The 436-nt window shown below is 56.2% G+C and carries 1 protein-coding gene; it reads left to right on the top strand.

Annotation, left to right across the window (positions count from 1 at the left end):
* The coding region (locus AC1D0P_RS29995) for a hypothetical protein (RefSeq protein WP_477680062.1) at positions 1-436 on the top strand (436 nt) is incomplete at both ends.

The following is a 436-nucleotide window of genomic DNA, read 5'->3' as shown; positions in this document are numbered from 1 at the left end:
AGCTCACCTATGGCACCCAGCCCGGCGACGGCTCATCCCGGCTTCTCAACATCAAGCGCTACGGCAAGAAATCCGACGTCGCTGTGGATTCGCAGACCGGCGCGGTGTCGATCACCAACAGCGGCGGGCTTGGTTCCAAGGACACCATCTTCGACTATGCCGACTACGATGGGCTCGGTGCTGCTGCCGATATCGTTAGTCTAAAGGGCGCCGGTCCTCTGGCGAATGTCGACGTCGATTCGGACGGCATAAGCGAACTGCTGCAAATGCAATCGGGCTATACGGCTCAGTTCAACCAGGAAGCTGCGACAGCCCCTTGCACCTATAACCTCTACAATCAAAATGCGGGCACGACGAATACATTCTCCCGCTTGCAGCTTGGCAATATAGATTGCGCACTGCAAAATTGGTACCATTATGGCGAGCAGCATCTGTC

Source organism: Polaromonas sp. P1_G2, assembly GCF_056405515.1.
Note: the sequence above shows the minus strand (reverse complement) of the source record. Positions and strands in the feature narration are given on the sequence as shown.